A 4,365-nucleotide genomic window follows, 5' to 3' on the forward strand; every position below is an offset into this window, starting at 1 on the left:
CACCCGCGTGCGACTCGACCCATGTCTCCAACCGCCACTCCGCACCAGGCCCGCGCGATGTTGACCATGCTCGTGGCCGTCGCGTTGTTCGCGATGATGGATGCGGGCCTCAAGCAGCTTTCGGCGCACTATCCGCCGTTCCAGGTGGCGTCGCTGCGCGGTGCGGCGTCGCTGCCGCTGGTGCTGGTGTGGGCGCTCGCCACGGCCGGCGTGCGCCCGCTGCTGCGGGTGCGTTGGTCCTTGCATCTGCTGCGTGGCGTGCTGGGCGTGGCGATGATGGCGACGTTCGTCTATGCGGTCTCCAAGCTGCCGCTCTCGACGACGTATTCGATCTTCTTCGTCGCGCCGCTGCTGATTACCGCGCTGTCGGTACCGGTGCTGGGCGAGAAGGTCGGCCCGCGGCGGTGGGTCGCCATCGTCATCGGCCTGGTCGGCGTGCTGGTGCTGTTGCGTCCCACCGGCGAAGGCCTGGTGAGCCTGGCGGCAGTGGCTGTGCTGGTGGCCGCGGTGATGTACGCGGTCAGCGCGATTACGGTGCGCGTGCTCGCGCGCACCGACAGCACGCAGTCGATGATGGTGTGGCTGATGGTGATGATCGCCGTCGGCGCGGGCGCACTGGCGTGGCCGGAATGGGTGCCGATCCGGCGCGAGCACTTCTGGCTGATCGCCGGCATCGGCGTCGCCGGCGCGCTCGGCCAGTACGCCATCACGGAAGCCTTCCGGCTGGGCGAGGCTTCATTGATCGCGCCGCTGGAATACACCGCGCTGGTGTGGGGCGTGCTGTTCGACCTGACGCTCTGGGGCGTGCTGCCCGACCGCATCACCTGGGTCGGCGCGGGCATCATCGTGGTCAGTGGCCTGTACCTGATCCGGCGCGAGCGCGTGCACGCCGAGGCCGAACATCCGTGAAGCGAGGGGAGAGGCGAGAGGAGTGAGGAACGAGTGTGAGCAGCCCATCGCTTCCACTAGCTCCCAACTGTTCATCCTCCCGGTCGTCCTGCTCGCATCGCGACGTTGCCGTTGCCGTTGCCGTTGCTGTTACTCGTTTCTCACTCCTCTCCACTCTGCACTAGCTCCGATAGAGCTTCTGGCAGCGCTCGCAGAAGAATGCGCGCCGCTGGCGCGTGCCCAGCTTGGCGCGGTAGGTGAGGCGCTCGCCATCACGCGGGCAGTGCGTCTTCGTGTGCACCTGGTAATGCTTCTTCAACACGTACGCCTTCTTCCATCGCAGGAAGTCGAAGCTGTACTCGCGCGCCTGCGTCACCAGTTCGCCCAGCTTGCGTGGCGACAGCGCGCCGATCGTACTCTCCGGATGCAGGCGGATGCGATGCAGCACTTCGTTCTTGATGATGTTGCCCACGCCGGAAAACACGTTCTGGTCGAGCAGTGCGTCGGCTGCGATGACGTTGGGCTGGGCGCGCAGCTTGCGCCGCGCCTTGGCCGGATCCCACGCATCGGCCATGACGTCAGCGCTCCAGTCGTAGACGTCGTCGAGGTTCCCCTCGATGTAGCGCAGCGAGCAGGCGTAGAAGTTGAGTTCCTGCCCGCGCGCGAACTGCAGGCTCATGCGTGGTGCGGCGTTGTCGCGGCGTTCGTTGACACGATAGCTGCCGAACAGCATGAAGTGCACGCGCATCGCGAACCCGGGAAAGCAGATCAGGAAGTGCTTGCCCCAGCTGCACAGCGCGGTGACGCGTTCACCGCGCATGCGCGTGAGGTCGAGCCGGCTGTTGCCGGCGACCTCCTTGATGATCCGGCCGCGAAATCCGGCCGCCTCCTCCTTGAGGATGACGATGGACGGCCCTTCGGGCACGGAGACGTACGTCCGCCTTGGGGGATCAGCGCTCCGTGCTCGCGCTCAACGCCGCGTTGAGCGCGGTGTTGCCGTTGACCAGATCGGTCCAGCGCAGTTCCTGCCCGTTGCGGCGGCCCTTCTCGACCAGCTTCAGGCCATCGGCGTCGATGGTGAGCGTGTAGGGACGATCCTCGATCTGGATCTCGCGACGCAGCGGTTTGTCGAGCTTGGTGGTCATGCGTAACTCCTCCAGGGAAACACCGCGACCCTAACTGCGGGCGGTTATAGCGGCGTGAACGTGGGAAAGGGCGGTTCACGGCGTGCGAGCGCAATGACCGTGAACGGACAACCTCGTTGCGGCAAATGGAACGGGCCCCTTTCGGGGCCCGTGGTGTTTCAGCGATGGGACGCTTAGAAGCGGGCGCCCAGGCCGACGCCGACGGTCACCGGGTTCAGCTCGGCCTTGCCGACGTTCGTGCCGTTGACGGCCACGTTCGGCTGGCCGGTCGTGTCCTGCATGTAGCGCACGTCGGCACGCGCGAACCAGGTCGGCGTGATGTTCACGTCCACGCCGGCGGTCGCCATCGCGCCCTTGGCCGTTTCGACGCCGATGCGCTGGCCGGCGAGTGCGCCGCTCGGCTCGGCCTTCTCGCCGCTGGTGTTGGCTTCGTAGTAGCCCAGGCCGACGAACGGACGCACGGTGCTCTGCGGCGTGCCGAAGTGGTACTGGCCACTCAACGCGTATGGCTGCGTGTCGACGCTGGCGACCTTGCCGTTCGGCGTGCTCACGCGATTGCCGAACTTGTCGGCCGAACCCCACGCCTCGATGGCGATGTTGTCGGTGACGTAGTAGTTGGCGCTCAGCGTCGCGGCGCCGTCGCCGTCGAACTTGGTGCGTTCGCCGGCGATCTGCGGATTGCTGGTCGGCTCGGACAGCGCGTAGCCGCCGACCACGGCGAAGCGCTTGCCGCTCGCTGAGGTGCTGGAATCAGTGCTGGCGTCCTGGGCGAACGCAGCGGGGGCAATGGCCAGGGTGGCCACGACGGCCAGGGTCAAATGACGGAAACGGATCATGGAGTGGACTCCTCGTTATTGGTGACGCCCTGGGGGAGGCGGCCTCTTGCGAGGCGCGGCCAACGTAGCCAGACGCGCATGAACCGTCCTTGCCATGCGATCCGGCATCGATGGAACTTTCACTGCGCGTCCTGGATCCCGCGGGCGGAGTGCGCCTGCCATCCGTGAAGTGAATCGAGGCTGAGCTTTCAGGCGGCCATCACGCGTACGAATGCGCGCTTCCCACTGGCGAGGCGTGTAAACCCGGTGGAGGACACGGCTTCGCGCGCGGTGCAAGATAGGCAGGCACGGCTAGCGCGGGGGATCGCTCATGAATCGTCGATTAGCGTCGGGTCTGCTGTTTGCGTTGTGTGGCTCGTCGAACGCCTTCGCGGCCGACGTCGAGATCGATGCGTCGTGCAACATGGACAGTGACTACGACCTGACCATCGATGAGCGCAGCGTGATCCTCACGCGCGACTCGGGCGTGCCGAAGGCGATCGTGATGCGCCAGGGACGCTTGTTCGTCGACGACCGCTGGGTCGAACTGTCGAATGCGGATCGTGAGCGCATCGAAGCGTTCGAACGCGGCGCACGCGAGGCGATGCCCGAAGCGCAGGCGATCGGGCGCGACGCCGCCGACATCGCCTTCACCGTGCTGGGCGAAGTGGCCACCGGCTTCAGCAGCCAGCCGCGCGAAGTGCAGGCCAAGCTCGCCCGGGCGCGTACGCAGATCGACGCGCGTCTGGGGCGCTCGGTCACCGCCACGCGCTTCAATCCGCGCGAACTGGGCGACGGCATCGGCGAAGCGGTGGCCGAGGTCATTCCCAGCCTCATCGGTGACATCGTCAGTGGCGCCATCGGCGCGGCGTTCAGTGGCGACGCCAGCCGGCTCAAGCGGCTGGAGAGCCTGGACGCGCAGATCGACCAGCGTGTTGAGCCGAGGGCGCGTGCGCTGGAACGCCGAGCCGACGATCTGTGCCGCCGCATGGCGGAGCTGGACCGGATCGACGACGCGCTGGAGTTCCGCCTTCCCGGCGGGCAGGCCCTGGACCTGCTCGAAGCCCGGCTGGTCGACACCCCGCCCGAGCACGAAAATCCCGATGACTCGCGGGACAACACGGCCGCCAAGGCCGATCCGGCAAGCTGACGCGGCCGATACCGTGACGTATGCAGGACGCGGTTGGCGCATGGGCCGGCAACGTCCACAATAGGGTTTTCGCGTCTGCGGGACCTCCCACAATGGCTGAGCTGAAAGAAGCGCGCGTTCCCGACATCGGGGACTACGATGGCGTGCCGGTGATCGAAGTGCTGGTCGCGGTCGGCGACACGGTGAAGCAGGACCAGGGCCTGGTCACGCTGGAGTCCGACAAGGCCACGATGGAAGTTCCCGCGCCGTTCGCCGGCGTCGTGCGCGAGATCAAGGTGAAGATCGGCGACGAGCTGGCCGAAGGAAGCGTGGTCGCGCTGATCGAGCCGGGCGATGCGGCGCCCGCCGCCGAAGCGCCCAAAGATCG

6 protein-coding genes are annotated in these 4,365 nt (G+C 66.8%); 3 read left to right on the top strand and 3 right to left on the bottom strand.

Annotated features, from left to right (window positions below):
• Positions 1-21 precede the first annotated feature (21 nt).
• On the top strand, positions 22-909 hold the full coding sequence (locus VFE83_RS18755) for a DMT family transporter (protein WP_324908994.1): 888 nt from the start codon (positions 22-24) through the stop codon (positions 907-909).
• A gap of 160 nt (positions 910-1,069) precedes the next feature.
• Here VFE83_RS18755 and VFE83_RS18760 read toward each other — a convergent pair whose 3' ends face one another.
• The 3 genes from VFE83_RS18760 to VFE83_RS18770 all read right to left on the bottom strand — a co-directional run bounded on the left by VFE83_RS18760 (position 1,070) and on the right by VFE83_RS18770 (position 2,869).
• A complete protein-coding gene (locus VFE83_RS18760) occupies positions 1,070-1,813 on the bottom strand; it encodes a DNA-formamidopyrimidine glycosylase family protein (protein WP_324908996.1) in 744 nt (247 codons plus the stop codon).
• Between the two features lie 25 nt (positions 1,814-1,838).
• Entirely contained in the window at positions 1,839-2,033 is a 195-nt protein-coding gene (locus VFE83_RS18765; RefSeq protein WP_324908998.1) for a hypothetical protein, read from the bottom strand.
• 173 nt (positions 2,034-2,206) lie between these two features.
• Positions 2,207-2,869 carry an OmpW/AlkL family protein gene (locus VFE83_RS18770; protein ID WP_324909000.1) on the bottom strand — a complete coding sequence of 221 codons (663 nt, stop codon included), beginning with the start codon at positions 2,867-2,869 and terminating at the stop codon, positions 2,207-2,209.
• Positions 2,870-3,179: 310 nt separating this feature from the next.
• Here VFE83_RS18770 and VFE83_RS18775 point away from each other — a divergent pair, with 310 nt between their 5' ends.
• Both VFE83_RS18775 and VFE83_RS18780 read left to right on the top strand, forming a co-directional pair.
• Complete coding sequence (locus tag VFE83_RS18775; protein WP_324909003.1) at positions 3,180-3,998, top strand: DUF2884 family protein; 819 nt, start codon at positions 3,180-3,182, stop codon at positions 3,996-3,998.
• A gap of 92 nt (positions 3,999-4,090) precedes the next feature.
• On the top strand, positions 4,091-4,365 hold a 275-nt coding region (locus VFE83_RS18780; protein WP_324909005.1), incomplete at its 3' end, for a biotin/lipoyl-containing protein.

The organism is Lysobacter sp., from assembly GCF_035655815.1.
Classification (GTDB): Bacteria; Pseudomonadota; Gammaproteobacteria; order Xanthomonadales; family Xanthomonadaceae; genus Lysobacter_J.

What these genes read in the sequence shown, in the direction of transcription:
- VFE83_RS18755 (WP_324908994.1), top strand. Translation starts at nt 22, where the DNA reads ATGTCTCCAACCGCCACTCCGCACCAGGCCCGCGCGATGTTGACCATG.
- VFE83_RS18765 (WP_324908998.1), bottom strand. Translation starts at nt 2,033, where the DNA reads ATGACCACCAAGCTCGACAAACCGCTGCGTCGCGAGATCCAGATCGAG.
- VFE83_RS18770 (WP_324909000.1), bottom strand. Translation starts at nt 2,869, where the DNA reads ATGATCCGTTTCCGTCATTTGACCCTGGCCGTCGTGGCCACCCTGGCC.
- VFE83_RS18775 (WP_324909003.1), top strand. Translation starts at nt 3,180, where the DNA reads ATGAATCGTCGATTAGCGTCGGGTCTGCTGTTTGCGTTGTGTGGCTCG.